This is a genomic window from Calidifontibacter indicus (assembly GCF_003386865.1).
GTDB lineage: Bacteria > Actinomycetota > Actinomycetes > Actinomycetales > Dermatophilaceae > Yimella > Yimella indica.
In genome coordinates, this window is sequence record NZ_QTUA01000001.1 from 1,146,257 (window position 1) to 1,172,999 (window position 26,743).

General features: G+C 69.2%; 23 protein-coding genes. 19 read left to right on the forward strand and 4 right to left on the reverse strand.

Features of this window, described 5'->3' with window-relative positions; translation table 11 throughout:
• Nucleotides 1-17: 17 nt before the first annotated feature.
• On the reverse strand, nt 18-1,967 hold the full coding sequence (locus DFJ65_RS05530; RefSeq protein WP_147301319.1) for a helicase-associated domain-containing protein: 1,950 nt from the start codon (nt 1,965-1,967) through the stop codon (nt 18-20).
• A gap of 76 nt (nt 1,968-2,043) precedes the next feature.
• Here DFJ65_RS05530 and DFJ65_RS05535 point away from each other — a divergent pair, with 76 nt between their 5' ends.
• The 3 genes from DFJ65_RS05535 (at nt 2,044) to menD (ending at nt 5,352) form a co-directional block, all read left to right on the forward strand.
• Nucleotides 2,044-2,607, forward strand: coding sequence for a DinB family protein (locus DFJ65_RS05535; protein ID WP_245950038.1), 564 nt, complete (start codon nt 2,044-2,046; stop codon nt 2,605-2,607).
• Nucleotides 2,608-2,672: 65 nt separating this feature from the next.
• On the forward strand, nt 2,673-3,611 hold the full coding sequence (locus tag DFJ65_RS05540; RefSeq protein WP_115922166.1) for an aldose 1-epimerase family protein: 939 nt from the start codon (nt 2,673-2,675) through the stop codon (nt 3,609-3,611).
• Between the two features lie 4 nt (nt 3,612-3,615).
• Entirely contained in the window at nt 3,616-5,352 is a 1,737-nt protein-coding gene (gene menD / locus DFJ65_RS05545; RefSeq protein WP_115922167.1) for a 2-succinyl-5-enolpyruvyl-6-hydroxy-3-cyclohexene-1-carboxylic-acid synthase, read from the forward strand.
• Between the two features lie 95 nt (nt 5,353-5,447).
• On the opposite strand, the gene DFJ65_RS05550 is transcribed toward menD, so the two are convergent.
• From DFJ65_RS05550 to DFJ65_RS05560, 3 genes are all read right to left on the reverse strand, one after another.
• Nucleotides 5,448-6,296, reverse strand: coding sequence for a DUF4097 family beta strand repeat-containing protein (locus tag DFJ65_RS05550; protein WP_147301320.1), 849 nt, complete (start codon nt 6,294-6,296; stop codon nt 5,448-5,450).
• Nucleotides 6,296-6,838 (reverse strand): toxin-antitoxin system HicB family antitoxin, encoded by a 543-nt coding sequence (locus DFJ65_RS05555; protein WP_115922169.1) that lies wholly within the window; start codon nt 6,836-6,838, stop codon nt 6,296-6,298. Before DFJ65_RS05555 ends, DFJ65_RS05550 begins: the two co-directional genes overlap by 1 nt.
• Nucleotides 6,839-6,967: 129 nt before the next feature.
• Complete coding sequence (locus DFJ65_RS05560; RefSeq protein WP_245950040.1) at nt 6,968-8,248, reverse strand: isochorismate synthase; 1,281 nt, start codon at nt 8,246-8,248, stop codon at nt 6,968-6,970.
• A 72-nt stretch (nt 8,249-8,320) separates the two neighbouring features.
• Here DFJ65_RS05560 and DFJ65_RS05565 point away from each other — a divergent pair, with 72 nt between their 5' ends.
• The 16 genes from DFJ65_RS05565 (at nt 8,321) to nuoN (ending at nt 26,733) form a co-directional block, all read left to right on the forward strand.
• Complete coding sequence (locus tag DFJ65_RS05565) at nt 8,321-9,013, forward strand: demethylmenaquinone methyltransferase (protein WP_115922171.1); 693 nt, start codon at nt 8,321-8,323, stop codon at nt 9,011-9,013.
• Nucleotides 9,014-9,163: 150 nt separating this feature from the next.
• Nucleotides 9,164-10,468, forward strand: coding sequence for a geranylgeranyl reductase family protein (locus tag DFJ65_RS05570; RefSeq protein ID WP_115922172.1), 1,305 nt, complete (start codon nt 9,164-9,166; stop codon nt 10,466-10,468).
• A 64-nt stretch (nt 10,469-10,532) separates the two neighbouring features.
• Nucleotides 10,533-10,898: an NADH-quinone oxidoreductase subunit A gene (locus DFJ65_RS05575; RefSeq protein WP_115922173.1), complete on the forward strand. Its 366-nt coding sequence runs from the start codon at nt 10,533-10,535 to the stop codon at nt 10,896-10,898.
• A 15-nt stretch (nt 10,899-10,913) separates the two neighbouring features.
• Complete coding sequence (locus DFJ65_RS05580; protein WP_115922174.1) at nt 10,914-11,468, forward strand: NuoB/complex I 20 kDa subunit family protein; 555 nt, start codon at nt 10,914-10,916, stop codon at nt 11,466-11,468.
• Nucleotides 11,465-12,268, forward strand: coding sequence for an NADH-quinone oxidoreductase subunit C (locus DFJ65_RS05585; protein ID WP_115922175.1), 804 nt, complete (start codon nt 11,465-11,467; stop codon nt 12,266-12,268). Before DFJ65_RS05580 ends, DFJ65_RS05585 begins: the two co-directional genes overlap by 4 nt.
• Nucleotides 12,268-13,620 (forward strand): NADH-quinone oxidoreductase subunit D, encoded by a 1,353-nt coding sequence (locus DFJ65_RS05590; RefSeq protein WP_115922176.1) that lies wholly within the window; start codon nt 12,268-12,270, stop codon nt 13,618-13,620. Before DFJ65_RS05585 ends, DFJ65_RS05590 begins: the two co-directional genes overlap by 1 nt.
• 204 nt (nt 13,621-13,824) lie before the next feature.
• Nucleotides 13,825-14,739: an NADH-quinone oxidoreductase subunit NuoE gene (gene nuoE, locus DFJ65_RS05595; RefSeq protein ID WP_115922177.1), complete on the forward strand. Its 915-nt coding sequence runs from the start codon at nt 13,825-13,827 to the stop codon at nt 14,737-14,739.
• Nucleotides 14,739-16,055: an NADH-quinone oxidoreductase subunit NuoF gene (gene nuoF / locus DFJ65_RS05600; RefSeq protein ID WP_115922178.1), complete on the forward strand. Its 1,317-nt coding sequence runs from the start codon at nt 14,739-14,741 to the stop codon at nt 16,053-16,055. The genes nuoE and nuoF overlap by 1 nt, the downstream gene beginning before the upstream one ends.
• Nucleotides 16,052-18,535 (forward strand): NADH-quinone oxidoreductase subunit G, encoded by a 2,484-nt coding sequence (locus DFJ65_RS05605; protein WP_115922179.1) that lies wholly within the window; start codon nt 16,052-16,054, stop codon nt 18,533-18,535. Before nuoF ends, DFJ65_RS05605 begins: the two co-directional genes overlap by 4 nt.
• Complete coding sequence (gene nuoH, locus DFJ65_RS05610) at nt 18,536-19,921, forward strand: NADH-quinone oxidoreductase subunit NuoH (RefSeq protein ID WP_245950042.1); 1,386 nt, start codon at nt 18,536-18,538, stop codon at nt 19,919-19,921.
• Nucleotides 19,914-20,591, forward strand: a complete 678-nt coding sequence (nuoI, locus tag DFJ65_RS05615) for an NADH-quinone oxidoreductase subunit NuoI (RefSeq protein ID WP_115922180.1) — start codon at nt 19,914-19,916, stop codon at nt 20,589-20,591. The genes nuoH and nuoI overlap by 8 nt, the downstream gene beginning before the upstream one ends.
• On the forward strand, nt 20,588-21,379 hold the full coding sequence (locus DFJ65_RS05620; protein ID WP_115922181.1) for an NADH-quinone oxidoreductase subunit J: 792 nt from the start codon (nt 20,588-20,590) through the stop codon (nt 21,377-21,379). The genes nuoI and DFJ65_RS05620 overlap by 4 nt, the downstream gene beginning before the upstream one ends.
• Nucleotides 21,376-21,675 (forward strand): NADH-quinone oxidoreductase subunit NuoK, encoded by a 300-nt coding sequence (gene nuoK / locus DFJ65_RS05625; RefSeq protein ID WP_115922182.1) that lies wholly within the window; start codon nt 21,376-21,378, stop codon nt 21,673-21,675. Before DFJ65_RS05620 ends, nuoK begins: the two co-directional genes overlap by 4 nt.
• A 26-nt stretch (nt 21,676-21,701) precedes the next feature.
• Entirely contained in the window at nt 21,702-23,645 is a 1,944-nt protein-coding gene (gene nuoL, locus DFJ65_RS05630) for an NADH-quinone oxidoreductase subunit L (RefSeq protein WP_115924125.1), read from the forward strand.
• On the forward strand, nt 23,645-25,192 hold the full coding sequence (locus DFJ65_RS05635) for an NADH-quinone oxidoreductase subunit M (protein WP_115922183.1): 1,548 nt from the start codon (nt 23,645-23,647) through the stop codon (nt 25,190-25,192). The genes nuoL and DFJ65_RS05635 overlap by 1 nt, the downstream gene beginning before the upstream one ends.
• Complete coding sequence (gene nuoN / locus DFJ65_RS05640) at nt 25,192-26,733, forward strand: NADH-quinone oxidoreductase subunit NuoN (protein WP_115922184.1); 1,542 nt, start codon at nt 25,192-25,194, stop codon at nt 26,731-26,733. Before DFJ65_RS05635 ends, nuoN begins: the two co-directional genes overlap by 1 nt.
• The last annotated feature ends 10 nt before the right edge of the window (nt 26,734-26,743 follow it).

The following is a 26,743-nucleotide window of genomic DNA, read 5'->3' on the forward strand; positions in this document are numbered from 1 at the left end:
CGTGTGCACGACCGGTATCAGGCGGGGCTGACGTCGGTGATCCGATGAACGCCGATGGTGCGCACCGCGTCGCCCACCGTGCCGGTGACGCGGCCACCGTCCACACCGGTGGGGCGCAGCGTGACCCGCTTGACGTTGCCGGCGGTGTCGACATAGCCGACGCGCACCGGGAGGCCGGCGGCGGCAGCGTCCAACAGCAGGTCGACGGTCACCGCGGGGTCACCGTCGGATTCTCCTGGGGCTGAACCGTTTCGGGCGAGCAGGTCGGCGACGAAACGTTCCGCCACCGACGCGGAGACGGCGGTCGTGGTGACCGGGGCCGGCGGGCGCGGCACCGGCGCGCGGCCGGGTGCGGCGGCGGTCGAGGCGACGGTGCCCGACGCGTCCTCGGCCAGGGTGGAGTAGCCGGCGTCGCGCAGCAGGGTCAGCACTCGGGCGGCCGGCAGCCTCGACACGACGACCGTCGGTGCGATGCGCAGCAACTGCAGCGGTTCGGTGTTGCGGTCGGCGAGCAGGGCGTCGAGGAGGGCCTCGTCGTCGCTGCGCAGGTAACAGGTCGCGGCGCCGATGCGGGCCACGCCGTGTTGCCTCGCGACGTCGTCGATGAGGTAGCCGAGCGCCTGGGGCAACGGGGTGAGGCTCGCGGCGGTCAGCTGCTCGCGCAACTCGGGAGCCGTCCACCCCGTGTCCAGGCCGCGCCGCAGAGAAGTCGAGCTGAACCGGTAAACCGTTGCACCACCGCTGGATTCGATATCGGCAACGGTGCCCATCAACCGTCGCAGGTCGTCGCGCAACGGTCCGGGAGCGATCGCGGTGAGGTCGGCCTGCACCAACACGTGGTCGAGCAGGGCAGGCAGAAGAGGCTCGAGCGCGGCCTCGTCACACGCGTCGGCGAGCAGGGCTCGTCCGGCGCTGCTCAACTGGCCGTCGGCCAGCAGGCCGAGCCACTGGGCTTCGGCGAGCACGTCGGCGGAACGGGTCGGGGCACCCGGCGGCAACCGCAGCGGACGGTGCCAGCGCAGCAGATCGTCGACGTCACCGGCGTCGACCGCGACGCCGTCGCCGGCCTCCGCCACCGCGGCGAGCACATCGTGGCGACGCTGCCGCATCATCGGCCACGCGGCGCCCGCACCGAGCAGGTTCACCGTCGTGCCTGCGGCGTCCCGGGTGCCGACGATCGAGGGCGCGCGCAGCATCGCCCACCACGCGTCGATGAGCACCGACCAGCGGTGCGCCGGCGAGGTCTCCAGCCATTCGTCGTACGCCGTCGTCGGCAGCCAGGTGGCGTCGATGTCGTGGTCGTCGGCGACCAGCCCTGCTGCGTGGGCGAGTTCGGCGACGAAGGCGACGGCCCCCTGCGTCAGGCCGAGGGCGGAGGCCAGTCGTTTGTGGTCGCGCACCGACACCCCGCCCTTGGCCATCACCCGAGGCGGGCTCTGCTGCCAGTGGGCCGCCAGCGACTCGATGCGGCGCAGCAGGTCGAGGGCGGCCTGCCCGGCATGCGCGTCGGTGACGGTCTGCTCGGCCCCTGGCCGGCCGACCGACGGCAACTCCAGCGGTGCCGCGTCGAGGGCCCCGTTGTCGGCGAGGGCGGTGGCCCGGGGGAGCAGCAACTCGCTCACCGACCGGGTGGCCACGAGTGCAGAACCCTTGCGCCACAGGAGGGCCCGCGTCCAGAGATCGTCGGCGAAGCCGTCGACGACAGACTCCTCGACGGCCAGCCGGGCGGCAGCGGCGCGGGTGTCGCCGTCCGACACCAGCAAGGCCTCGAGCACGCGAAGGGCGTCGGCCGACAGGCTCTCGACCGCCCGCTGCACGCTCGCCCGGGAGGCGGCCCGGGCGGCCAGGCCCGAGGTGTCTACCGCGACGCCCTGCATCAGATCGGGGCGGGCCAGCACCAACTGCTGCAACTGCTCGGCCGAGCGCGAACGCACGTCGTCGGCGAGGCTGCGATTGTTCTCCGGCACCCCGCCACGGTAGTCCCACCGCTTGACCCCGGGAATGCGGTGGAGACGGCGGCGATCGCGTGCCAGGCTCGAACCCGTGACCACCGACCCGAAGCAGAAGCTGCACACCTACCTGCGCGAGGCGCGCGAGGCGGTGCTCTGGAAGGCGGAAGGGCTGGGTGAATACGACCTGCGTCGTCCGCTCACCCGCACCGGCACGAGCATCCTCGGGCTGATCAAGCACCTGTCGCTGGTCGAGGCGTGGTACTTCGGCGCCTGTTTCGACCGGCCCTTCGAGCCGCACCTCACCGGCTGGGACGAGGGCGCCGAGGAGGAGAACGACATGTGGGCGACGGCTCAGGAGTCGAGCACCGACCTGATCGCGACCTACCGCGCCGCCATCGCCCACGCCGACGCGACCATCGAGGCCCTCGACGCGGACGCCGTCGGCCACGTGCCGTGGTGGAAAACCGGTGAGGTCACACTGCATTCGATGCTCGTGCACGTGCTGAGCGAGACCGCCCGCCATGCCGGACACGGCGACATCCTGCGCGAGGGGCTCGACGCGCGCGCCGGGATGAGCAAGGACAACACCAATCAGGGCGACCACGACGACGATTGGTGGGCGGCGCACCGCGCGGATCGAGGCGGCCGCGCGTGAGGCCGCCGGCCTGCTCGAGAAGTGACGGGGGTGCGCGCTCGCACGCGATGTGCTTGATTGGGCGAATGAGTGACGTGCGCCCGCCCAGCGGCACCCAGTGGACGTTGTCGGCCCACGACCAGGAACTCGTCGTCGTCGAGAGCGGCGGCGGCATCCGCAGCTACCGCGTCGGCGGCGAGGACGTGCTCTTCGGCTACGACGAAGCCGCGAAATGCGACGCCGGACGCGGCCAGCACCTCATCCCGTGGCCCAACCGCATCCGCGACGGCGTCTACACCTTCGCCGACAAGAAGCAGCAGTTGCCGCTCACCGAGCCGGCGCGCAACAACGCGTCGCACGGTCTCACCCGATGGGCCAACTGGCACCTCGTCGAGCAGTCCGGCGACCGCCTCGTCGTCGGCTGTCAGCTTCTGCCGCAACCGGGTTGGGACGGCATCCTCGACCTGACGATCACCTACGAACTGACCGGCGAAGGGCTCGTCGTCACCCCGGCGGCCACCAACGCCGGCTCGGCCGCAGTGCCCTTCGGTTACGGCGCCCACCCCTACCTCACCGCGGGGGAGGAGAGCGTCGACGAGCTCCGGCTCGCCCTCCCGGCAGCCACCGTGCTCGAGGTCGACGACCGGCTCATCCCGACCGGCACCGCCCCCGTGCCGAGCGAGTTCGACTTCCGTAGCCCGCGCCCGATCGGTGCCACCCAGTTCGACCACGCGTTCACCGATCTCACTTCGGACGGCGAGGCGGACGGCGCCCGCTGGACGATCACCGTCGCGGCCGGCGGTCGCGTCTCCTCGTTGTGGGCCGACGCGGCGGCGTACCCGTACGCGCAGGTGTTCACCGGCGACTCCCTGCCCGGCGGCCGCAGTCGACGGACGGGTGTCGCGGTCGAACCGATGACCTGCCCGGCGAACGCGTTCGCCACCGGAGCGGCACTGGTGCTCGAGCCCGGCGCGACCTGGTCGGCTTCCTGGGGCGTGACCAGCGACGACGCTGCGGGAGAATGACCGCGTGAACCCGTCCACCGCCCTCGCCACCGTCGTCATCGACGAACTCGTCCGCCTCGGTGTGCGCGACGTCGTCCTGTGTCCCGGATCCCGTTCGGCCCCACTGGCGTACGCCGCGTTGGCCGCCGAACAGGCCGGACGGCTGCGCCTGCACGTGCGCATCGACGAGCGCTCGGCCGCCTTCCTCGCGCTCGGGATGGCGAAGGTGAGCCGCGTGCCGGTGCCGATCATCACCACCAGCGGCACCGCCGTGGCCAACCTGCACCCCGCCGTGCTCGAGGCACATCACGCGGCCGTTCCGCTGCTGGTGCTCTCGGCCGACCGTCCCCTGGAGATGCGCTCGGTAGGGGCGAACCAAGCCACCGACCAGGTGAAGATCTTCGGCGGTGCGACGCGCTGGTTCTACGAGTTCGGCGTGCCGGAAAAGCGTGCGGGACAACAGGAATGGTGGCGCTCCATCGTCGGTCGCGCGGTCGCCGAGTCGACCGGAGTGCCGGCCGGGGACGCCGGCCCGGTGCACCTCAACCTGCCGTTGCGGCCACCGCTGGTGCCCGACGAGGACGATTCCGACTGGCCCGAAGACCTCACCGGCCTGCCGCGCAACGAGGCCTGGCTGAACGTGCGCCAGATCGACAGCCACCGCCAGGTCGTCACCAGTGGCCCGGGCATCGCGCCGGTGCCGAAGACGCTGGTGGTGCTCGGCGATCTGCCCGAGCCCTCGATGGCTGCCGAGGTGGCCGAACTCGCCGATGTCGCCGGCTGGCCGGTGATCGCGGAGCCGTTCGGCAAGTACCACCGCGGACGCGTCACGCCGCACGGACCGCTGATCCTGCGGGCGTCGCAGTGGCTCGACCGCAACCGCCCCGAACGCGTGCTCGTCGCCGGGCGGGTGACCCTCGACCGCGAGGTCGCCCACCTGTTGCGCCACCCGGAGGTGTCGGTCGAGGTCATCACCGCCGGCACATCGTGGGCCGACGCCGGGCACCAGGTGCGCCGGGTGCACGCCTGGGAGGACATCGAGCGCAGCCGCACTGCGGTGTCGAGCTGCGCAGCACGTGGCTGGACGGCGAACTGGCGCAAGGCGGGCACCGCCCTCTCACAGGCCGCCACACCGGTGATCGAGGACAGTTGGCCGTCGGGCATGGCGATCGCCCGCGCCGTCGTGCACAACATGCCCGACGACTCTGCGCTGGTGGTCGGCCCGTCGAACATCGTGCGTGACCTCGACCTCGCGCGGAACGCGAATCGGGTTGCCCGCGAGGTGGTTTCGGTCGCCAACCGCGGTCTCGCCGGCATCGACGGCGTGGTTTCGACGGCGATCGGGGTGGCGCTCACGCACACCGGCACCGCGACGTACGCGTTGATGGGCGACCTGACCTTCCTGCACGACGGCAACGCGCTGCTCATCGGCCCGGACAACGCGCATCCCGACCTCACGATCGTGGTGGTCAATGACGATGGTGGCGGCATCTTCACCACGCTCGAACCCGGGCAGGAGCGGCTGGCCGACTCCTTCGAGCGGGTCTTCGGCACGCCCACCGGTGCCGACCTCGAACTGGTCTGCAAGGCGCGCGGCGCCGCGCACGAACTGATCGCCGACCGGGACACGCTGATCGAGCGGATTCAGCACCCGGGCAAGGGAATTCGGGTGCTCGAGGTGCGGGTGGAGCGATCCGGCGAACGCGCGCTCGTGGAGCGGCTGGCCGAGGTGGCGCGCCAGACCATCGATCCGCTCGACTGAGCGAACGCAGGCGAACACCGGCGAACACCGGCGCGCACGCGGAAACACCACGCATCCCCCAGCGGTGCGTGGTGTTTCCTTGTCCTGCAGTCGATTCAGACGATCTGTTCGGTGCGGCTCATCTCGTCGGCGCGAAGCCGCACGACACCGCTGCCGGTGCGGGCGTTCAGCTTCACGAAATCCTGACCGGGAGCGGGCTCGCCGGCCGAGGGGAGTGACGACTCGACGGGTCGTCCGGAGACGATGTCGGTCCAGACCGGGGTGCCGAGCGGCACGTGCACGGTGACGTCACCGCTGCCGGTGCGCACGTCGATCTCCCCGCCGCAGATCCTGCCGATGTCGAGGCGTCCGCTGCCGGTGCGGGCCTTGAGGTCGCCGTGCATCCGGCCGACCCGCAGATGCCCCGAACCCGCCTTGTAGCCGAGGTTGCCGGTGAGTTCGCCGACGGACGCGTGACCGGAGCCGGTCGCGATCATCGCCTCGCCGCGCAGACCCGCCGCCTCGACGCCGCCGGAGCCGGTGCGCAGTCGGGTGTCGCCGGCGCACCGGCCGACCACGATCTGCCCGGAGCCGGTGTCGACCAGGGCTTCGGCCGCCACCTCGTCCAACTGCACGTCGCCCGACCCGGTCTTCACGCGGGCCGTCTGCACCGAACCCTTGACGGCAACCGGTGCGCTTCCTGACTGCACCGTGACGTCACCGTGCGCCGGCGTGCTGATGCGCAGGTCGATCGCCCACTCGCGGTCGCTGCCGAGGCCGCGCGCCTTCGGGGTCTCAACCCAGACGGCACCCTCCTCCTGCTCTACGACCACCTCATCGGCGTGCTTTCCCTCGATCTCGACCGTGGTCTGCGTGACCTCGGCGGCCGTGACGAACACGCTGCCCGAACGGATCTCGACGCCCAACTGGATCGGGCCGGGCGTCTCGAACGTCTCGGTGCGCATCAGTTCCACCCGCGCATGTGGCGCGGTCCCTTGCGTCCGGAGAACGGGTCTTGGCCGAGGAAGTGGTTGATGAGCTCGGACGGGTCCATCTGGAAGCCGCCGTCGCGCATCGTCGATACCCGAATTGCGTTGACAATCCACGTGTTCAGCGACTGACCGGCGGCCTCGGCGCGGGCCTCGGCCTTCGCCTTGACGGTCTCGGGCAGCCGGACGGTGATTCGGGCGAGCCCGCCCTCGTCCTCGACCTCGGCGTCCTTGTCGAGGTTGGGTGCGGTCGGCGGCGGGGGAGGTGTCGGCATCGCGGCCTGCACCGCGAAGTCGAGATCGCGGCCCACCAGTCGGACGTCGACCGAACCGGACGGCATCTTCGCGGTGATCTCGGCGGCAGCCGCGCTGACCGCCTCCATGATTGCCAGTCGAGCCGAGGCGTCGATGGCGTACGACAGGCGCTCGGCGACGAACTGCTCGCCGTCCTCACCTGCTGCCCGAGCGGCGGCGAGCAGGTCGCGCCGCATCCCTTCGATGTACGGTGTGATGTCCATGTGCATCAGAATGACGTCACGGTGATGTCAGAGTCAAGGGTCATGACGTCGTGACCGCCGAATGTTTGCCGATTTGGGCACGCACATCGCGTGTCCCGCAAACTTTCGGGGGAAGGGGGCGGGGGTGTTTCAGTCGTTGCCGAGTGCTTGGCGCATCGGCAGCAGCTTGGCGTCCGACTCGGCCAACTCGGCCTCGGGCACACTGCCGGCGACGATGCCGCAGCCGGCGAAAACCCTGATCGCACACGGGTCTTCGTGATCGAGCATGCCGCTGCGCAGGGCGATGCCCCATTCGCCGTCGCCCTCGGCGTCGAGCCAGCCGACCGGTCCGGCGTAGCGCCCCCGGTCCATCTGCTCGAGTTCGTGGATGACCTCGGCTGCCATGTCGGTCGGGGTGCCGCAGACCGCCGCGGAGGGGTGCAGCGCGGCCGCGAGCCCGAGCGAGGAGGCCCCGTCGCGCAGCACCGCGGTGACGTCGGTCGCCAGGTGCATCACGTTCGGCAGGTGCAGCACGAACGGCGACTCGGGCAGGTTCATCGACGAGCAGTGCGGGCGCAGCGCCTCGGCCACCGAGCGCACCGCGTACTCGTGCTCCTCGAGGTCCTTCGAGGAGCGGGCGAGGCCGGCCGCGAGCCCGAGGTCGTGGTCGTCGTCGCCGGTACGGCGGATCGTGCCGGCCAGCACCCGCGAGGTCACCAGGCCCTTCTCGCGGCGCAGCAGCATCTCCGGAGTGGCTCCGACCATGCCGTCGACCGCGAAGGTCCAGGTGTTGGAGTAGCTCTCGGCGAGGCGCCCGAGCAGGCGGCGCGGGTCGATCGCGGTGGCGCTGCGCACCACGACGTCGCGCGCCATCACCACCTTGTCGAGGTCGCCGTGCTGGATGCGGCGCACCGACTCGGCGACGGCCTCCGCCCACTGCGCGCGCGACAGGGCACCGGTGGTCACCGTGAGCTCGCCGTTGGCGCGGGTGGCGTGGGCGCGGATCTGGGGTTCGGTGCCGGGCAGGCGGTCGGCCGTGCTGATCACGGTGACCCAGCTGCGTCCGTCGCGGCGTCCGACGATCACCTCGGGCACGACCAGCGTGCTCGACTGCTCGGAGCGGCGACTGAACGCGAAGGTGCCGAAGGCGACGGGCCCGGTGCCCGGAAGTTCGAGATCGGTGCGGACGACGGCCGACGCGGCCACGTCGTCCCACCACTGGGTGGCCGCGGAGAACCGCTCTTCACCCGAGGTCGTGATCGACGCCGCGCGCCCCCAGCCGACCAACCCGTCGCCGCCGCGCACCCAGCACACGATGTCGGCCGGGGCGATGTCGTCGGGGACGAGTGCGGTCAGCTCGCCGTCGTAACTGATCTGCGTCGTGCGGGCCACGAGAGTGGGCACGGAGGCGTCGGCGAGCGGAATGGTCACGACCAAGGAGCGTACGCCGACTCGGCAGTAACCCGTACGCAACCCGCATGTGGCGTGCGTCAAGATGGAGCCATGAACCGCGCCAGCCTCGACAAGCGCCCCACCGACGTCGCCCGCATGTTCGACGACGTGGCGGCCCGCTACGACATCACCAACGACGTCATGTCGATGGGGCAGGACCGCCGCTGGCGGGGACAGGTGCTGGCCGCCGTCGACCCCCAGCCCGGCGAGGTCATCCTCGACATCGCGGCCGGCACCGGCACGTCCAGCGAGCCCCTCGAGGCCGCCGGCGCCAAGGTGGTGCCCGGCGACTTCTCGCTCGGCATGCTCAAGGTCGGCAAGAAGCGCCGCCGCGATCTCGGTTTCACCGCTGCCGACGCGATGCGACTTCCGTTCGGAGACAACACTTTTGACGCCGTCACCATGTCGTTCGGCCTGCGCAACGTCGAAGACCCGGTGCAGGCGCTCGCGGAGTTCCACCGCGTCACCAAGTCCGGCGGACGCGTCGTGATCTGCGAGTTCTCGACCCCGACCAACCCGGTGTTCCGCAAGGTCTACTCCGAGTACCTCATGGGCGCGCTGCCGCGCATCGCCAAGCCGATCGGCTCCAACGCCGAGTCGTACGTCTACCTCGCCGAGTCGATCCAGGCCTGGCCCGACCAGCAGGGCATGGCCGCCAACCTGCAGCGCGCCGGCTGGGACGACGTCGAGTGGCGCAACCTCACCGGCGGCATCGTGGCGTTGCACCGCGGCCGCAAGGGCTGACCCGGGGGAGGGGGCTAAGGGGCGCCTTAGTAAGGCCGCGCCGACCGAGCGCCGTAGAGTGCACGCGTTCGTGAATTGCTTCACAAGCATCCCGAAGCAGCACCCCAGCAAGACCACGCGCACCGCCCGAGCACAACCTGAGGACCCCCTGTGAGCCAGCCTGCCGCACAACGGCCGTCGGAGAATTCCGCCGACGTCGTCGTCGTAGGCGCAGGCCCCGCCGGGGCCGCCACAGCCGCTCACCTCGCGCAGGCCGGACTCGACGTCGTGCTGCTGGAACAGGCCCACCTGCCGCGCCCCAAGACCTGCGGCGACGCCCTCGGACCGCGCGCCGTCCGTGAACTCGTCACGCTCGGGCTCCCGACCCCGCAGGACGACGGCTGGCACCGCACCAGGGGCGTCCGCGTCGTCGGCGGCGGCATGCGCCTGCTGCTCGACTGGCCCGACACCGCCGGCTTCCCGCCGTACGGCCTCGTGCGCCGCCGCGACCTGTTCGACGCCGCGCTGGCCGACCACGCCGTCGCCCGCGGCGCCCAACTGCGCCAGGGCGTGCGCGTGACCGGCGCGATCCAGGAGGGCGGACGCGTCGTCGGCGTCCGGGCCGAACACCTCGACGAGACCGGTGCGGCGCAGAGCGAGACCGAGTTCCGCGCGCCGCTGATCATCGCCGCCGACGGGGGAGCCTCACCGCTGGCGACCGCGGCCGGACGCACCGTGCGCCCGGGTCGCACCACCGCCTACGCCGCCCGCGCCTACTTCACCGGACCGCGCCACGACGACGACTACCTCGAGACCTGGCTCGACCTCACCGCGACCGGCGACGACGGCCACGAGGTCGTGCTGCCCGGCTACGGCTGGATCTTCGGCCTCGGCGACGGCACCAGCAATGTCGGCATCGGCGTGCTCAACCGCACCGCCCGACTCGGCAAGCTCGACGAGCAACAGGAACTGCGTCGGTGGATCGCCACCATGCCGCCGGAGTGGTCGTTCGACCGTGACTCCCAGGTGGGCGAGATCGCGGGCGATCGGTTCGCGGTCGGTGCCGACCGCCGTCCGCACTATGCCGACGGCCTCATGCTCGTCGGCGACGCCGGCGGCATGGGCAACCCGTTCACCGGTGAGGGCATCTCCTACGCCCTGGAGTCGGGACGGCTCGCCGCCGAAACCGTGGTGCAGGCGTTCGCCCGCGCCGACGACGCCGGACGCGAACGCGTGCTGGCGGGTTACCCAGCTGTGATCACCGACTCGCTGGGTGGCTACTACACATTGGGTCGCGTCTTCGCAAAGATGATCGGCAACCCTGAGGTCATGCGGTGGACCGTGCGATACGGTCTGCCGCGCCGGACGACGATGAGTTTTCTGCTCAAGGTGATCGCCAATCTCGGCGAGACCCACGGCGGGAGCACGCCCGACCGGTTGCTCGCCACCCTGGCGCGGGTGACGCCCGCGGCATGACGGTGAATACGATGGAGCGTCGCTCGACGATGAGCGCATGGAAGGAGTCGCCCCGATGCAAGGGATGACGAACTACTCGTACGCCCCGCTGCTCTTCTTCGCGGGCATCGGTCTGTTCTTCGCTGTCTTCTCGGTGGGTGCCGGTGCGCTCGCCGGGCCGAAGCGATACAACCGGGCCAAGGCCGACGCCTATGAGTGCGGCATCCAGCCGTCGCCGCACGCCGACGGCGGTGGGCGCGTGCCGATCAAGTACTACCTGACCGCGATGCTGTTCATCATCTTCGACATCGAATCGGTGTTCCTCTACCCGTTCGCGGTGTCGTTCGACCGGATGGGCCTGTTCGCGCTCGTCGAGATGGTGCTGTTCATCCTGACCGTCTTCGTGGCGTACGCGTACGTGTGGCGCCGCGGTGGACTCGAGTGGGACTGAGGTCCGGAGACTGACATGGGTATTGAAGAGAAGCTTCCCGCAGGGTTCCTGCTGACGACCGTCGAGAACGTCGCCGGTTACATGCGCAAGAGCTCGGTCTGGCCGGTGACCTTCGGTCTGGCCTGCTGCGCGATCGAGATGATGGCCGTCGGCACCCCCGACTACGACATCGCCCGGTTCGGCATGGAGCGGTTCTCCGCCACTCCGCGCCAGGCCGACCTGATGATCGTCGCCGGACGCGTCAGCCAGAAGATGGCCCCGATCGTGCGTCAGGTCTACGACCAGATGCCCGAGCCGAAGTGGGTCATCTCGATGGGCGTGTGCGCCAGCTCCGGCGGCATGTTCAACAACTACGCGATCGTGCAGGGCGTCGACCACGTGATCCCGGTCGACATCTATCTGCCGGGCTGCCCGCCGCGTCCGGAGATGCTGCTCAACGCGATCCTCGAACTGCACAAGCAGATCCAGACGACGCCGTTCGGCGTCAACCGCGAGGAGGCCGCCCGCGCCGCCGAACGCGCCGCGATGGAAGCCACCCCGACCCACCAGATGAAGGGCCTTCTCGCATGAGCGACGAGAAGAAGAACGACCTCCCGAAGGACCCGGTGAACGGTCCGATCACCGAGCAGCCCACCGAGCCCAAGTCGGAGGTCGAGATCGCGCAGGAGGACGGCCAGGTCACTCACCACGCGTCGGTCGACGGCCCCGTCGTCGTCGCTCAGCGCCACGGCATGTTCGGTTCCTCGCTCGGCAACGACACCTCCGGTTACGGCCGTCTTGAGCGCGAGGTGCTGTTCCCGGGGCAGGCGCAGCGGCCCTACGGCTCCTACTTCGACCAGATCGCCGACGACCTGGCCGGCGGCCTGGCGCGTCGCGGTGACGCCGCGTTCGCCGATGCGATCGTGCGGGTCGTCGTCGACCGCGGCGAGCTGACCCTGTTCGTGGCCCGCGAGCACCTCCCGATCGTCGCGCAGACGCTGCGTGACGAGCCCTCGCTGCGCTTCGAGATGTGCCTCGGCGTCTCCGGCGTGCACTACCCGCAGGAGACCGGCGCCGAGCTGCACGCCGTCTACCACCTGGTCTCGATCACCAACGGCAGCAAGCGCGTCCGCCTCGAGGTCACGGCACCCGAGACCGACCCGCACATCCCGTCGGTCACCAAGGTGTGGCCGGGCGCCGACTGGCACGAGCGCGAGACCTGGGACATGTTCGGGCTGATCTTCGACGGCCACCCGGCCCTCACCCGCATCCTCATGCCGGACGACTGGCCCGGCCACCCGCAGCGCAAGGACTACCCGCTCGGCGGCATCCCGGTGGAGTACAAGGGCGCCACCGTGCAGCCGGCCGACGAGCGCAGGAGCTACAACTGATGACCACCACCTCCAACGCCCACGACCCGTTCGGCGCGGCCACCCATGACGTCGACGACGACACCCCGGTGATCAATGCCGTCGGTGGCGACTGGGACTCCGTCGCCGACGAGGCGACCGCCCTCCACGAGGAGCGCATCGTCGTCAACATGGGTCCGCAGCACCCGTCGACGCACGGTGTGCTCCGCCTGATCCTCGAACTCGACGGCGAGACCGTCACCGAGGCGCGCGCCGGCATCGGATACCTGCACACGGGTATCGAGAAGAACATGGAGTTCCGCACCTGGGTGCAGGGCGTCACCTTCGCCACCCGGATGGACTACGTGATGCCGCTGTTCAACGAGGCGGCGTACTGCCTGGCGGTCGAGAAGGTGCTCGGCATCACCGACCAGGTGCCCGAGCGGGCGAACGTCATCCGCGTGCTGATGATGGAACTGAACCGCATCACCTCCCACCTCATCTGCCTCGGCACCGGTGGCATGGAGATGGGCGCGACCACGATCATGACGATCGGTTTCCGCGAGCGCGAGCGCATCCTGCGCATCTTCGAGGCGGTCACCGGTCTGCGCATGAACCACGCGTACATCCGCCCCGGCGGCGTGGCTCAAGACCTCCCCGTCGGCACCATCGACGCGATCCGCGAGACGATCCCGCAGGTGCGTCGCGGCCTGCGCGAGCTCGAGCAGCTGATGGTCGAGAACCCGATCCTCAAGGGCCGCATGGTCGATGTCGGCTACCTCGACCTCACCGGCTGCACCGCGCTCGGCATGACCGGTCCGATCCTGCGCTCGGCCGGCCTGCCCTACGACCTGCGCAAGACCGAGCCGTACTGCGGTTACGAGACCTACGACTTCGAGGTCGTCACCCGCGACACCTGCGACGCGTACGGCCGTCTGATGGTGCGCATCGGTGAGATGCACGAATCGCTGAAGATCGTCGAGCAGGCGGTCGAGCGGCTCGAGGCCAACCCGGGCCCGGTCATGGTCGAGGACAAGAAGATCGCCTGGCCCGCCCAGTTGGCGGTCGGCAGCGACGGTCAGGGCAACAGCCTCGACCACATCCGCGAGATCATGGGCGAGTCGATGGAGTCGCTCATCCACCACTTCAAGCTGGTCACCGAGGGCTTCCGGGTGCCGGCCGGCCAAGCCTACGCGGCCGTCGAGTCGCCGAAGGGCGAGATGGGCTGCCACGTGGTCTCCACCGGCGGCACGCGTCCGCACCGGGTGCACTTCCGTGACCCTTCGTTCAACAACCTGCAGGGTGTCTCGGCGATGGCCGAGGGCGGCGCCGTGGCCGACGTGATCGTCGCCGTGGCCTCCATTGACCCGGTGATGGGAGGAGTCGACCGATGAAATTCGAGTGGACTGAGTCTCGAGATCGGGGCCCCCGCGAAGTACCGAGCGAGGTACGAGCGAGGACTTCGTGGGGTGATGTGTTGGGAGGAGTCGACCGATGAAATTCGAGTGGACTGAGTCTCGAGATCGGGGTCCCCGCGAAGTACCGAGCGAGGTACGAGCGAGGACTTCGTGGGGTGATGTGTTGGGAGGAGTCGACCGATGAGTGATCTTTCCCCGGCCCAGAAGGCTGCGGCTGCACTCGAGCAGTACAACCAGCCGGTGGAGGGCTTCACGTTGCGCGGCGACCAGTCGCACAACCCGCTGCACGCGCTCACGCCGCTGCACGCCAGCGACGAGCCGTACACCACCGAGCAGCTCGATCAGCTGACCACGGACGCCGCCGCGATCATCGCGCGTTACCCGCAGAAGCGTTCGGCGCTGTTGCCGATGCTGCACCTGATCCAGAGCGTCGACGGCTACATCACCGGCCGCGGTGTCACCTTCTGCGCCGAGCGGCTCGACCTCACCGACGCCGAGGTGTCGGGTGTGGCGACCTTCTACACGCAGTACAAGCGCCACCCCAACGGCGACTACACGGTCGGCGTCTGCACCAACACGCTGTGCGCGATCATGGGCGGCGACCAGATCTTCGACGAGCTGTCCGAGCACCTCGGCATCGGCCACGACGAGACCACCGCCGACGGCAAGATCACCTTGGAGCGGGTCGAGTGCAACGCGGCGTGCGACTTCGCGCCGGTCGTCATGGCCAACTGGGAGTTCTTCGACAACATGACCCCCGCCTCCACCAAGGCGATGGTCGACGACCTGCGAGCCGGCAAGGACGTGCGTCCGAGCCGCGGCCCGCACAAGGTCTGCACCTTCAAGCAGGTCTCGCGCACGCTCGCCGGGTTCTCCGACGGCCTTGCGGACGAGGGTGTCGGGGCGGGCCCCGCGTCCCTGGAGGGTCTGAAGGTCGCCAAGCAGCACAACTGGACCGCACCGGGCAGCGCGCAGGACGTCGATTCCGACGACCAGGCCACTGCCGAGGCCGGCGGTCACCAGCCGCAGCCGGGGGAGGCCCACTCGGGCGCCGAAGGTCATGGCACCGCAGAGTCCGCGAAGGGTGACAACTGATGGCCACGACGCTGACCCCGATCCTCACCAAGTTCTGGGACGCACCGCAGTCCTGGACCCTGGCGACCTACGAGGACAACGAGGGCTACCAGGCGCTGAACAAGGCGCTCGGCATGAGCCAGGACGACCTCGTCTCGATGGCGAAGGACTCCGGTCTGCGCGGCCGCGGCGGCGCCGGCTTCCCGACCGGCATGAAGTGGGGCTTCCTGCCCAAGCCGGACGGCGGCCCGCGCTACCTGGTGGTCAACGCCGACGAGTCGGAGCCGGGCACCTGCAAGGACATCCCGCTGATGATGGCGGCGCCGCACTTCCTCATCGAGGGTGTGGCGATCACGTCGTTCGCGATCGGCTGCAACCACGCGTTCATCTACCTGCGTGGTGAGGTCGTGCACGTCTACCGCCGCCTGATGCGCGCGGTGGAGGAGGCCTACGCCGCCGGTCACCTCGGCAAGAACATCCACGGTTCGGGCTTCGACCTCGACGTCACCGTGCACGCCGGTGCCGGCGCGTACATCTGTGGTGAGGAGACCGCGCTGCTCGACTCGCTCGAGGGTCGTCGCGGCCAACCCCGCCTCAAACCGCCGTTCCCCGCTGTCGCCGGTCTGTATGCGCGTCCCACAGTGGTGAACAACGTCGAGTCGATCGCGTCCGTTCCGCCGATCCTGTTGCACGGCAGTGACTGGTTCAAGGCAATGGGCACCGAGAAGTCGACCGGTTTCGGCATCTTCTCCCTGTCCGGTCACGTCACCCGTCCGGGGCAGTACGAGGCGCCGATGGGCATCACGCTGCGCGAGCTGGTCGACATGGCCGGCGGCATCCGCGACGGTCACCGGCTGAAGTTCTGGACGCCGGGTGGTTCATCGACGCCGATCTTCACCGACGCCCACTGGGACGTGCCGCTCGACTTCGAGTCGGTCGCCGCCGAGGGCTCGATGCTCGGCACCCGCGCGCTGCAGATCTTCGACGAGACCGTTTCGGTCGTGCGCGCGGTGAGCCGGTGGATCGACTTCTACGCCCACGAGTCCTGCGGCAAGTGCACGCCGTGCCGCGAGGGCACGTTCTGGCTGAAGCAGATCATGACCCGCCTCGAGCACGGCCAGGGCACCCAGGACGACATCGACAAGCTCGTCGATATCTGCGACAACATCCTCGGACGCAGCTTCTGCGCCCTCGGTGACGGTGCGACCAGCCCCGTCACGTCCGCGGTGAAGTACTTCCGCGAGGAGTTCGAGGCTGGCATGCACTCGCCGTGGTGGGAAGCCTTCCCGCCGGAGCGCTCGGTGCTGTTCAACACGAAGGAGACCGTCTCCGCATGACGACCGTCACCTCCCCCTCCGCCGGCGGCAACGCCGTGGACAAGGGTGGCAACGCCGCCCCGCCGATCGCCGTTGACGAGGTCACCCTGACCATCGACGGCGAGCAGGTCAGCGTGCCCAAGGGCACCCTGGTCATCCGTGCCGCCGAGAAGCTGGGCATCCAGATCCCGCGCTTCTGCGACCACCCGCTGCTCGACCCGGTCGGCGCCTGCCGCCAGTGCCTGGTCGACGTCTCGACCGCCGGCCCCGACGGTTCGCTGCGTCCGATGCCGAAGCCGCAGGCCTCGTGCACCCTCGAGGTGTCGGCCGGCATGGAGGTCAAGACTCAGCAGACCAGCCCGGTCGCCGACAAGGCGCAGCAGGGAGTCATGGAACTGCTGCTCATCAACCACCCGCTCGACTGCCCGGTCTGCGACAAGGGCGGCGAGTGCCCCCTGCAGAACCAGGCGATGAGCAACGGACGGCCGCGGTCGCGCTTCGAGGACGTCAAGCGCACCTACCCCAAGCCGATCAACATCTCCAGCCAGGTGCTGCTCGACCGAGAGCGCTGTGTGCTCTGCGCCCGGTGCACCCGCTTCTCCGACCAGATCGCCGGTGACCCGTTCATCGCCCTGATCGAGCGCGGCGCGCTGCAACAGGTCGGCATCTACGAGGAGAAGCCCTTCGAGAGCTACTTCTCCGGCAACACCGTGCAGATCTGCCCGGTGGGTGCGCTGACCAGCGCGATGTACCGCTTCCGGTCGCGTCCGTTCGACCTCGTGTCGACCGCGAGCGTGTGTGAGCACTGCGCCAGCGGTTGTTCGCTGCGCACCGACCACCGTCGCGGCGTGGTGCTGCGCCGGATGGCGCTCGAGGACGTCGCGGTGAACGAGGAGTGGAACTGCGACAAGGGTCGCTGGGCCTTCCAGTACGCCACGAAGAACCGCCTCGAGACGCCGCTGGTGCGTGACGAGAACGGCGAACTGCGTGTTGCCGGTTGGCCGGAGGCGCTCGCCGCCGCCGCTGCCGGGCTGGCCGAGGCACGTGACGCCAAGGGCGTCGGTGTGCTCGCCGGTGGCCGCCTGACCACCGAGGACGCGTACGCGTACGCGAAGTTCGCGCGTCTCGTGCTCGACACCAACGACATCGACTTCCGCGCCCGTCCGCACTCGGCCGAGGAGGCGGAGTTCTTGGCGCACGCCGTCGTGGCCACCGGCCCCGAGGGCGGTGCGGTCACGCACGCCGACCTCGAGCAGACTCCGAACGTCGTGCTCGTCGGGTTCGAGCCCGAGGACGAGTCGCCGATCACCTTCCTGCGCCTGCGCAAGGGATTCCGCAAGAACAAGGTGAAGGTGCTCTCGCTCGCGCCGTACGCCAGCCGCGGGCTCGCGAAGATGGGCGGCACCCTGGTGCCGACCGCGCCGGGCACCGAGGCCGAGGTGCTCGCCGCACTGGGCGACCTGAACACCGAACTGGCACAGGCGAACCCGATCGAGGGCGACCTCATCGTGCTGGTGGGGGAGCGGATGGCGACCTCGCCGGGTGCGCTTTCCGCCGCCGCTGCGTTTGCCGCCGCCAAGAACGGCCGCATCGCCTGGGTGCCGCGTCGCGCCGGTGAGCGCGGTGCGCTCGAGGCCGGTGCGTTCCCGACGCTGCTGCCCGGTGGCCGCGCCGTCGGCGACGCCGCCGGACGTGAGCAGGTCGCCTCCGTGTGGGGCGCCACCGACCTGCCGGCCGAACCCGGCCGCGACACGGCAGCGATGCTGGCCGCCGCCGCGTCCGGTGACCTGTCCGGTCTCGTCGTCGCAGGCGTCGACCCGGGCGACCTCACCGGTCAGGCCACGGTGCGCGCCGGGCTGGAGAAAGCATTCGTGGTCTCCCTGGAGATCCGCGACGCCGCCACCGCGCAGTACGCCGATGTCGTGCTGCCGGTCGCCCCGCAGCAGGAGAAGGCCGGCTCGTACGTCAACTGGGAGGGCCGCGTCCGCACCTTCGCCCGCGCGCTCGACACCCAGACGATGCCCGACCACCGCGTGCTCGACCTGCTCGCCGCCGAACTCGGTGAGTTCCTCGGCACCCGCACCGTCGACCAGATCCGCGAGGAGATGGCCGAGATCGGTCCGTCGACCGGTGAGCGTGCGGTGCGTCCGCGCGCCAAGGTCGGCAGCGTGCCGCGTCCGTTGATCGGCGAGGCGATCCTCGCCACCTGGAACGAACTGCTCGACAACGGCTCGCTGCAGGACGGCGAGCCCTTCCTGGCCAAGACTGCCCGCCCCGCCGTCGCCCGCATGTCGCAGGCGACCGCCGACGGCGCCGGTGTGGCCGAGGGCGAGTCGGTGCAGTTGTCGACCAAGGCCGGTGCGCTCACGTTGCCGGTTGCGATCACCCCGATGCCCGACCACGTGGTCTGGGTGCCGACCAACTCCGCCGGCAGCCCGGTGCGCGCGACGCTCGACGTCGACGCCGGGGCCGCCGTCGCCCTCCGCAAGGCAGGTGTCTGAGTGTCCTCCCTGGCTACCGTCGTCCCCGGTCTGGTGTCGGCGACCGACAACCCGGTCGCCGACTTCAGTGACACCCCGTGGTGGCTGTCGCTCGTCAAGGCCGTGCTGCTGTTCGTGTTCCTTCTGGTGAACACGCTCATCGTCATCTGGTTCGAGCGCCGTGTGATCGGCCGGATGCAGCAGCGTCCGGGCCCGAACCGCACCGGCCCCTTCGGTCTGTTGCAGACCCTCGCCGACGGCGTGAAGTTGGCGCTGAAGGAGGACGTTACCCCGAAGGCCGCCGACAAGCTGATGTTCATCCTCGCCCCGGTGATCGCCGGTGCGATGGCGTTCGTGTCGTTCGCGATCATCCCGCTGTCGAACGACGTGCACATGTTCGGCCACCGCACCCCGCTGCAGCTGACCGACACCCCGGTCGCCGTGCTGCTCGTGCTCGCAGTCGCCGGTGTGGGCGTCTACGGCATCCTGCTCGCCGGCTGGTCGTCCGGTTCGACCTACCCGCTGCTGGGTGGTCTGCGATCGTCGGCCCAGGTGATCTCCTACGAGATCGCGATGGGTCTGGCACTGGTCGCGGTGTTCCTCTACGCCGGTTCGATGTCGACCAGCCAGATCGTCTACGCGCAGAAGAGCCTGTGGTACGTCATCCCGGCGTTCTTCTCCTTCTTCGTCTACCTGATCACGATGGTCGGTGAGACCAACCGTCTGCCGTTCGACCTCGCCGAGGGCGAAGGCGAGCTCACCGGTGGTTTCCACACCGAGTACTCCTCGCTGAAGTTCGCGATGTTCTTCCTCGGTGAGTACGTCAACATGTTCACCGTGTCGGCGCTGGCCACCACGCTGTTCCTCGGCGGCTGGCAGGCACCCCCGTTCATCGCGATGATCGGCGGCGGCTTCTTCAACGGCGGCTGGTGGGGTCTGCTCTGGTTCGTCGTCAAGCTCTGGTCGTTCATGTTCTTCTTCGTCTGGCTGCGCGGCTCGCTGCCCCGTGTCCGGTACGACCAGTTCATGCGTCTCGGCTGGAAGGTGCTCATCCCGACCACCCTGCTGTGGGTCGTCGCGGTCGCCTTCATCCGCGCCTCGCAGCTGGGCTTCCTCGGCGACAGCAAGATCTCGTTCGCCGGCCGGGAGATCCCGCGGTCCACGTTGCTGGTCACCAGCCTCATCGCGGTCGCCGTGCTCGGCGCCGCCTGGGCGTGGGACGCGCGACAGGCCCGCAAGGACGCCGACGTCACCCAGGTGCCCGAGGAGATCGACCCGTTCGCGGGCGGTCACCCGGTGCCCCCGCTGCCCGGGCAACGGCTGGTCGAACCCGTGCCCAGCCTGACCGGTGCATCCATCCGCAGCACGACCACCGACACCACCCACCAGGAGGAGTCCCGTGGCTGACCAGAAAAAGCCCAACGACGGCGAGAAGGGCGGATTCCTGTCCGACCTGTTCGCTCCGGTCGCGGGCTTCGGCGTCACGTTCTCGACCATGTTCCGCAAGGTCGAGACCGAGGAATACCCGGAGCAGAAGCGTCCGACGCAGCTGCGGTTCCACGGCCGGCACCAGCTCAACCGGCACCCCGACGGTCTGGAGAAGTGCGTCGGCTGTGAGCTGTGCGCGTGGGCCTGCCCGGCCGACGCGATCCTGGTCGAGGGCGCGAACAACGACGACGCGGCGGGGGAGCGGTTCAGCCCCGGAGAGCGTTACGGCCGCGTCTACCAGATCAACTACCTGCGCTGCATCTTCTGCGGACTGTGCATCGAGGCCTGCCCGACGCGGGCGTTGACGATGACCAACGAGTACGAGTTGGCCGACAACAACCGCGCCGACCTCATCTTCACCAAGGAGCAACTGCTTGCTCCGGTGCTGTCGGGCATGCTGCCCGCGCCGCACCCGATGGCCGAGGGCATGGAGGAGCGCGACTACTACCAGGGCAAGGTGCAGGGCGCCACCGACGCGCAGCGTCAGTGGGTCGAGCAGCACGACGGCGAGACCGCCGTCGACGCCCCCGACCAGACGCCGGTGGAACACCACACCGCCGGCCAGCACGCAGGGGAGGGCCGCCCGTGAGCAACCTCGGTGGAGCCGAGTCGACGCTCTTCTTCTTCCTGGCGCCGCTGACCGTCGTCGGCGCGCTCGCGCTGCTGTTCGCCCGCAAGGCCGTGCACGCAGCGATGGGCATGGCGCTGACCATGGTCGGGATGGGTGTCTTCTACATCACCCAGAACGCGGAGTTCCTGGGCATCATCCAGATCTTCGTCTACTCCGGCGCGGTCATGATGCTGTTCCTGTTCGTGGTGATGCTCGTCGGTGTCGACAGCTCCGACTCGCTCGTCGAGACCATCCGCGGCCAGAAGGCCGCCGGTCTGCTGCTCGGCCTCGCGCTCGCCGCGCTCGGCCTCGCCGCGATCGGCAAGGCCCGGTTCGGTCACTTCGTCGGGCTCGACAAGATCAACGAGCAGGGCAACGTCAGCAGCATCGCCAACCTGATCTTCGGCCAGTACGTCTTGGTCTTCGAGGCCACCTCGGCCCTGCTGATCACCGCCGCGCTCGGCGCGATGCTGCTCGCCCACCGCGAGCGCCTCAGCAAGCGTCCGACGCAGGCCGACTGGTCGCGCGCCCGTATCAAGAGCGGTCAGGACGTCGCCGGCCTGCCGGTGCCCGGTGTGTACGCGCGGCACAACGCCGTCGACACCCCGGCGCTGCTGCCCGACGGTTCGATCGCCGAGAAGTCCGTGTCCCGCGTGCTGCGGGCCCGCGGCCAGGTGCTGTCGCCCGACCAGCTGGTCAGCTCGAGCAAGGAGCTCGAGGGCGAGACCGGTGACATGACCCGTTACGAAGGAGGCACCGACCGATGAGCCCCATGGTCTACGTCTACCTGTCGGTGATCCTGTTCGCGATCGGCACCGCCACGGTGCTGCTTCGCCGGAACGCGATCATCGTCTTCATGGGCGTCGAGCTCATGCTCAACGCGGCGAACCTCGCGTTCGTCACCTTCGCGCGGATGCACGGCACCGTCGACGGGCAGGCCATCGCACTGTTCGTGATGGTCGTGGCCGCGGCAGAGGTCGTGGTGGGCCTCGCCATCATCATGGCGATCTTCCGGGCCCGCCGCTCCGCCTCCGTCGACGACGCGAACTTGCTGAAGTTCTAAGGGAACGGTGACTTGAGTTGAACTTCCTGACCACCCCCGTCCAGGGCCTTGCCCTGGCGAGCAGCGAGACCCAGGTCGCGCACGCCGCCGACGGCGCCGCGTCCATCGGTTGGTTGCTCATCGCGCTGCCGCTGGTCGGCGCGGCCGTGCTGCTGCTCGGCGGACGCAAGCTGGACAAGATCGGGCCGGCCATCGCCACCGCGTTGTCCTGGGCGTCGTTCGGCGTCGGCGTCGCCATCCTGATCGAGATGCTCGGCAAGGACGCCGGGGAGCGGGCGCAGCACCTGAAGCTGTTCTCGTGGATTCCCGCCGGCGCGCTGAACCTCGACTTCGGCCTGCTGATGGACCAGCTGTCGCTGACCTTCGTCATGCTGATCACCTTCGTCGGCTCGCTGATCCACGTGTACTCGCTCGGGTACATGGAGCACGACCCGGACAAGCGCCGGTTCTTCGCCTACCTGAACCTCTTCATCGCGGCGATGCTCACCCTGGTGCTCGCCGACTCCTACCTGGGTCTGTTCCTCGGCTGGGAAGGCGTGGGTCTCGCGTCCTACCTCCTCATCGGTTTCTGGAACTGGAACCCGGCCTACGCCACCGCGGCCAACAAGGCGTTCATCGTCAACCGCGTCGGTGACTTCGGCATGTTGCTGGCGATGTTCACCATGTTCGCCACCTTCGGTCGCCTCGACTTCGCCGGCGTCAACGCCGCGGTCGCGGGCACCAGCAAGGGCACGCTGACCGCCATCGGCATCTTCCTGCTGATCGCGGCCTGCGGTAAGTCGGCGCAGTTCCCGCTGCAGTCCTGGCTGGGTGACGCGATGGCCGGCCCGACGCCGGTGTCGGCGCTGATCCACGCGGCGACGATGGTGACCGCGGGCGTCTACCTCATCGTGCGCAGCAACGTCATCTACGACGCCACCCCCGACGCGCGCCTCGCGGTATGCATCGTCGGTGCGATCACGCTGATGTTCGGTGCGATCGTCGGTTGCGCCAAGGACGACATGAAGAAGGCGCTGGCCGCGTCGACGATGAGTCAGATCGGCTACATGATCCTGGCCGCCGGTCTCGGTCCGGTCGGTTACGCGTTCGCGATCTTCCACCTGCTCACCCACGGCTTCTTCAAGGCCGGGATGTTCCTCGGTGCCGGCTCGGTCATGCACGGCATGAACGACCAGGTCGACATGCGCCGCTTCGGTGGGTTGTCGGCGGTCATGAAGATCACCTGGGTGACCTTCGGTCTCGGCTGGCTGGCGATCATCGGTGTGCCGGGTTTGTCCGGTTTCTGGTCCAAGGACAAGATCATCGAGGCCGCGTTCGTCGGTGAGGGATGGCGTCCGTGGGTCTTCGGTGGCGCCGCGCTGCTGTGCGCCGGTATCACCGCGTTCTACATGTCGCGCCTGTTCTTCATGACCTTCCACGGCAAGCGTCGCTGGACCGACGACGTGCACCCGCACGAGTCGCCGCTGACGATGACCGTGCCGATGATGATCCTGGCCGCCGGTTCGGCGCTGCTGGGTCTGGCCCTGACGGTGTTCGACTTCCCGGGCTGGCTCGAGCCGGTCGTCGGTGGTCACGAGGAGCACCACCCGGTCATCGCGGTGCCGGTGCTGATGGCCGTCACCCTGGTGTTCGTGGCCGCGGGTGTGGCCCTGGCCTGGATGCGCTACGTGCGCGATGACGTCCCGGTCACCCCGCCGGTCGGTTCGTTCGCCACGCAGGCCGCGCGCCGCGACCTGTTCCAGGACGACTTCAACGAGGCGGTCTTCGCCCGTCCCGGTCTGCACCTGACCCGCTCGCTGGTCTTCGCCGACAACAAGGGCGTCGACGGCGCCGTCGGCGGCGTGGCCGCGCTGGTCGGTGGCAGCGCCTCGCGTCTGGCGAAGCTGCAGAACGGTTATGTCCGCTCGTACGCGACGACGATGCTGATCGGTGTCGTCGCCATCCTCGGTCTGGTGTGGGTGATCAACTGATGTCCAACTACCCCTGGTTGACGACGATCGGCGTGCTGCCGCTCGTCGGAGCCCTCGTCATCGCCTTGCTGCCGAAGGCGGCAGCGGCCTCGGCGCGGGTCATCGCGCTGGTCGTGTCGGTCGTGACCCTCGCCCTGGGCATCGCCGCGGCGACCCAGTTCAAGACCGGCGGCACCGGGCAGCAGTTCCAGCTGACCGAGACGCACACCTGGATCAAGCAGATCGGTGCGTCGTACGCCCTCGGCGTCGACGGCATCTCGTTGGCGCTCATCCTGATGAGCCTGGTGCTCGTGCCGGTGTCGATCCTCGCCGCCTGGCGCGACGTCGACGGTGAGAGCGAGACCCGACAGAAGTCGTACTACGCGCTGCTGCTGGTGCTCACCACCTTCATGGTCGGTGTGTTCGCGGCGACCGACGTGTTCCTCTTCTACGTCTTCTTCGAGGCGATGCTGATCCCGATCTACTTCCTGATCGGTCAGTTCGGTGGCCCGCGCCGCCAGTACGCCGCGGTGAAGTTCCTGATCTACTCCCTCGCCGGCGGTCTGGTCATGCTGGTCGCGGTGATCGGTCTGTTCCAGGTCGGTCCGGGCGGGGAGCACGGCTTCCTGGTCAGCCGCCTGACCGGTCTCGACATCCCGCTCGACACCCAGAAGTGGCTGTTCCTCGGCTTCTTCATCGCGTTCGCGGTGAAGGCCCCGATGGTGCCGGTGCACACCTGGCTGCCCGACGCGGCCACCGAGTCGAAGCCGGCCGTCGCCGTGCTGCTGGTCGGTGTGCTCGACAAGATCGGCACCTACGGGATGATCCGGTTCTGCCTGCAGCTGTTCCCGGAGGCGTCCAAGTGGGCCACCCCGGTCGTGATCACGCTCGCGCTGATCTCGATCATCTACGGCGCGCTGGTGGCGATCGGTCAGACCGACATGATGCGTCTGATCGCCTACACCTCGGTCAGCCACTTCGGCTTCATCGTGCTCGGCATCTTCGCGATGACCAGCACGGCGCACGTCGGCGCGAACCTCTACATGATCAACCACGGTTTCACCACCGGCGCGTTGTTCCTGTTCGCCGGGTTCCTCGTCGCCCGTGGTCGCAGCAAGAACATCCCCGACTACGGCGGTTGGCAGCGGGTCACCCCGGTGCTCGCCGGTGTGTTCCTGGTGGCTGGCCTGTCGGGTCTGGCGCTGCCCGGCCTCAACTCCTTCGTCTCGGAGTTCCTGGTCATGGCCGGCACCTATCCGAAGTACAAGCTCGCCGCTGCGATCGCCGCACTGGCCGTCATCCTGGCCGCGATCTACATCCTGCTGATGTACAAGCACCTGATGACCGGCCCGAAGCCGGAAGGGGAGAAGTACGCCGCCATCGCCGATCTCGACGTGCGCGAGAAGGTCGTGGCGGGCGTGCTGATCGTCTTCCTCGTCGGCCTGGGTGTCTACCCGAAGCCGGCCCTGGACATGTTGAAGCCCGCCGTGACGCAGACCCTGCAGCACGTCGGGGTGACCGACCCCGCACCCACCAACGGTGCGGCTGTTGACGGGAGCGCCAAGTAATGGATCCCAATACCTTCACCCAGGCGCAGATCGAGTACTCGGCACTGCTGCCGCTGTTCGTGATCTTCGGTGCGGCGATGGTCGGAGTGCTCGTCGAGGCGTTCGTTCCGCGCGCCGCGCGGTACGCCACGCAACTGGGGGTCACCCTGGTCGGTCTGGTGGCCGCGTTCGTGCTGCTGGTGACCGTCTCGAAGAACCACCAGGGCATCACCGCCGGTCGCGCCCTTGCGATCGACGGTCCGGCGTTGATGATGCAGGGCACCGTGCTGGTGCTGTCGTTCCTCGCCGTGCTGGTGATGGCCGAGCGGTTCAACGCCGATGGTCCTGACACCTTCACCCAGTCGGGTTCGTCGGTGCCGGGGTCGCCGCAGGAAGCCGCCGCCGAGCGGCTCGGCGCGACCACCACCGAGGTCTTCCCGCTGACGCTCTTCGCGGTCGCCGGCATGATGATGTACCCGGCCGCGACCAACCTGCTGGCGATGTTCGTCGCGCTGGAGATCCTGTCGCTGCCGCTGTACATCCTCACCGGGCTCGCCCGTCGCCGCCGCCTGCTGTCGCAGGAGGCCGCGCTGAAGTACTTCCTGCTCGGCGCGTTCAGCTCGGCGTTCTTCCTGTTCGGTTCGGCGATGATCTACGGCTTCGCCGGCACCCTCGACCTGACCTCGATCGCCAACGCGACCGGCACGCAGAGCGGCCGCGACTCGGTGCTGGTCATGGGCATCGTGCTCATCGCGGTCGGCCTGCTGTTCAAGGTCAGCGCCGTGCCGTTCCACTCGTGGACGCCGGACGTCTACCAGGGCGCGCCCACCCCGGTCTCCGGGTTCATGGCAGCCTGCACCAAGGTCGCCGCGTTCGGTGCGCTGCTGCGCGTCTTCTACGTCGCGTTCGATTCGATGCGCTGGACCTGGCAGCCGGTGATCGAGGTCGTCGCACTGCTGACCATGGTGGTCGGCGCGGTGCTGACCGTCACCCAGACCGACATGAAGCGACTGCTGGGCTACAGCTCGGTGTCGCACGCGGGCTTTCTGCTGCTGGCGCTCACCGCGCTCGACAAGTCGTCGGTGGCCGGTGTGCAGTTCTACGTCGCGGCGTACGGCGCGGCCACCGTCACCGCGTTCGCGATCGTGGCGCTGGTGCGCAAGTCGGGCGTCGAGGCGACACACCTGTCGGAGTGGGCCGGCCTCGGCCGCCGCAACCCGCTGATCGCCGGTGTCTTCGGCTTCCTGATGCTGTCGTTCGCGGGTATCCCGCTGACCGCGGGTTTCACCAGCAAGTTCGCGCTGTTCGCGCCGGTCGTGAAGTTCGGTCCGGTGTGGCTGGTCGTCGTGGCTATGATCGTCTCCGCGATCACCGCGTTCGTGTACGCCCGGGTGATCGTCGTGATGTTCTTCTCCGAGCCGGCCGACGGGGTGCAGGTCGCCGTGCCGTCCGTGCTGACCGCGGTCGCGGTCGCCGCGGGTGCCGCGCTGACCCTGGCGCTCGGTGTGATGCCGGCTCCGCTGTTGGACATCGCGGGCAACGCCTCGCAGTTCCTGCGCTGACGGGAACCTC

Bases quoted from the DNA above. Each gene is read 5' to 3' on its own strand.
- DFJ65_RS05540 (WP_115922166.1), top strand. From the start codon at position 2,673: ATGAGTGACGTGCGCCCGCCCAGCGGCACCCAGTGGACGTTGTCGGCC.
- DFJ65_RS05550 (WP_147301320.1), bottom strand. From the start codon at position 6,296: ATGCGCACCGAGACGTTCGAGACGCCCGGCCCGATCCAGTTGGGCGTC.
- DFJ65_RS05555 (WP_115922169.1), bottom strand. From the start codon at position 6,838: ATGGACATCACACCGTACATCGAAGGGATGCGGCGCGACCTGCTCGCC.
- DFJ65_RS05565 (WP_115922171.1), top strand. From the start codon at position 8,321: ATGAACCGCGCCAGCCTCGACAAGCGCCCCACCGACGTCGCCCGCATG.
- DFJ65_RS05575 (WP_115922173.1), top strand. From the start codon at position 10,533: ATGACGAACTACTCGTACGCCCCGCTGCTCTTCTTCGCGGGCATCGGT.
- DFJ65_RS05580 (WP_115922174.1), top strand. From the start codon at position 10,914: ATGGGTATTGAAGAGAAGCTTCCCGCAGGGTTCCTGCTGACGACCGTC.
- DFJ65_RS05585 (WP_115922175.1), top strand. From the start codon at position 11,465: ATGAGCGACGAGAAGAAGAACGACCTCCCGAAGGACCCGGTGAACGGT.
- DFJ65_RS05590 (WP_115922176.1), top strand. From the start codon at position 12,268: ATGACCACCACCTCCAACGCCCACGACCCGTTCGGCGCGGCCACCCAT.
- nuoE (WP_115922177.1), top strand. From the start codon at position 13,825: ATGAGTGATCTTTCCCCGGCCCAGAAGGCTGCGGCTGCACTCGAGCAG.
- nuoF (WP_115922178.1), top strand. From the start codon at position 14,739: ATGGCCACGACGCTGACCCCGATCCTCACCAAGTTCTGGGACGCACCG.
- DFJ65_RS05605 (WP_115922179.1), top strand. From the start codon at position 16,052: ATGACGACCGTCACCTCCCCCTCCGCCGGCGGCAACGCCGTGGACAAG.
- nuoK (WP_115922182.1), top strand. From the start codon at position 21,376: ATGAGCCCCATGGTCTACGTCTACCTGTCGGTGATCCTGTTCGCGATC.
- DFJ65_RS05635 (WP_115922183.1), top strand. From the start codon at position 23,645: ATGTCCAACTACCCCTGGTTGACGACGATCGGCGTGCTGCCGCTCGTC.
- nuoN (WP_115922184.1), top strand. From the start codon at position 25,192: ATGGATCCCAATACCTTCACCCAGGCGCAGATCGAGTACTCGGCACTG.